This window comes from Limisphaera ngatamarikiensis (assembly GCF_011044775.1).
Classification (GTDB): domain Bacteria; phylum Verrucomicrobiota; class Verrucomicrobiia; order Limisphaerales; family Limisphaeraceae; genus Limisphaera; species Limisphaera ngatamarikiensis.
This window is the reverse complement of sequence record NZ_JAAKYA010000009.1, coordinates 1-1,944: the sequence shown is the minus strand read 5'-3', so window position 1 is coordinate 1,944 and position 1,944 is coordinate 1. Positions and strand designations below refer to the sequence as shown.

Genomic DNA, 1,944 nt, shown 5'->3' with positions numbered 1-1,944 from the left:
TGCACTTTGTGACGTACGACGGCAACGGGAACGTGTGGACCCTGGTCTCGGCGAGCACCGGCACCGAGACTGGCCGGTACGAGTATGGACCGTTTGGAGAGCCTTTGCGGCTGACGGGTGCTGCGGCCAGTTCGAATCCGTTCCGGTTCAGCACGAAGCGGACGGAGGACGGGACGGCCCTGGTGCTGTACGAATACCGTGCCTACAGTCCCGCCCTGGGAAGGTGGTTGAGCCGGGATCCGATTGAGGAGCAGGGTGGAGTTCATCTCATGGCATTCGCGTCCAACGACTCGGTACTTCACGTTGACCCCACCGGACTGTGGATCCAGGGCCATTGTCCATATTTCGATTGTCCTCGGTATCCACCCCGGCCGCCTTCCCCGCCGCGACCGCCGTTACGCTGCCGTCTGGCTGCAGAGCTTATCAGAAGCTTCTTGAATACACCACAGGAGAAGGCGGCGTGGGACAGGTATGTGTCGGGCGCTGGGGGGACGTGGTATTTATCGTGCAGGGACATGGAATCGGTGGTAAGCGCTGCCAGAGCCGGGAACGGGATGACAGTGTTGGACATGATCGAGGCGGAGCGGCGCCGTTGCAAGCATGGTGGGCGGTACTGGATGAACTCGTCAAAAGAGGTGGCGGCTGTGGGCGCTCCATGGGAGCTTGCGCTGGGCTACGTGGAGCTGACCATCAGCACTACATGCGCGTGTGGGGTGTTTTCGTTCAGCGTCTGTCTGGATGACACGTACGATTTCGATCCCAAGTGGTTGAAAACGCACCGGTTCCCGCAGGGTGAAGTGTATACGACATTGGTATGGGCAACTCAAAATGCACTTAGGTGTGGGTGGAGGCCATATCAGATTACGGGTTGTTATCATGGAGCGGAGTGTACGTTCTAGGCTTGCGAAGGCGGTCTTGGGAACTACGTATAGCATGGTGCTGATTGGAATGTTTATACCCGATACCGTTTCCTTTGGTGGCGGATGGTTGGGGGGTTGGCTGCAACTTGCCGTACACCTGGTGTTATTTGGCAGCGTGTGGTTGGGGTGGGCGCTGAAGCAATGGAAATGGGCGTTGTGTGGCGCGGGTGGCGCGGGTGCAATCATGGTGTCGGCGTATGTGTGGCGCAAGGTTGTGCATCCCGGACAGGTTATGGTGGATTACGGGGGGCCGTATCTGCTTGGGCTGACCGTTCTTCCTTTTGTGGCTGGCCTGTTGTACCCGGGGAGGTGGTATGAGAAGCTCGGGTTCACGGTGGTGGGATTGTTGGTGGAGTGCGTAGCGCTTGTGGTGGTTGGGTTTGTGTTGATAGCCCTGACGGGCTTGCCCGTGGATTGAGCTGAGCAGCGGAGTCGAAGTCCGCCGGGAGATGTTAATGGCACTGCAAGGAACGATCCGGAGAGTCCGTAGGGCCAGCCTCGAGCACAACTGCATGCCGTCCACGTCCTGAGCCTCAAGGCCAGCGTTCAACCCATCGGATGCTTTGGCCAGCGTGCTTTGGGCGGATGTGGCGTTGCGATGAACTTCAGAGGTGCAGAGGGTGCTTGGGGCTCGGGATGCATGGAGCCGTGCGGCGTGTGGGGAAGCGCCGGGGGCGCTGGTGCTTACGAGCCGAGCGGCGATCTGGACGCCATGGGGTGGGCGAGGACGGCGCAGGTAAGGGACGGAGCGTAGCGCTATGGCCCGTAGAAAGATGCCGGCACAGGGGACTGTGCCCCTCCCGGCGGGCGTTCGCCGGCCCAATCTTTTCAATCGCCGGGGACGGCGACTCTCCAGGGCGGCTTGAGCTGCCGCATGAACGGGCACGGGGGACCGTGCCCCTCCCACAGGGTCCCATGGGAGGGACCGCCCCCTCGCGGTCAGCAAGAATATCGGGCGCAGAGGACTGCGCCCCTCCCGGCGGGCGTTCGCCGCCCAATTCTCCAATCGTCGAGGACGGAGACC

2 protein-coding genes are annotated in these 1,944 nt (G+C 61.4%); both read left to right on the top strand.

Features of this window, described 5'->3' with window-relative positions:
- A partial coding sequence (locus G4L39_RS01470) for an RHS repeat-associated core domain-containing protein (RefSeq protein ID WP_165105377.1) occupies positions 1-899 on the top strand: 899 nt, incomplete at its 5' end.
- A gap of 34 nt (positions 900-933) precedes the next feature.
- On the top strand, positions 934-1,338 hold the full coding sequence (locus tag G4L39_RS01465; RefSeq protein ID WP_165105376.1) for a hypothetical protein: 405 nt from the start codon (positions 934-936) through the stop codon (positions 1,336-1,338).
- Positions 1,339-1,944 lie beyond the last annotated feature (606 nt).

What these genes read in the sequence shown, in the direction of transcription:
- G4L39_RS01465 (WP_165105376.1), top strand. Translation starts at nt 934, where the DNA reads ATGGTGCTGATTGGAATGTTTATACCCGATACCGTTTCCTTTGGTGGC.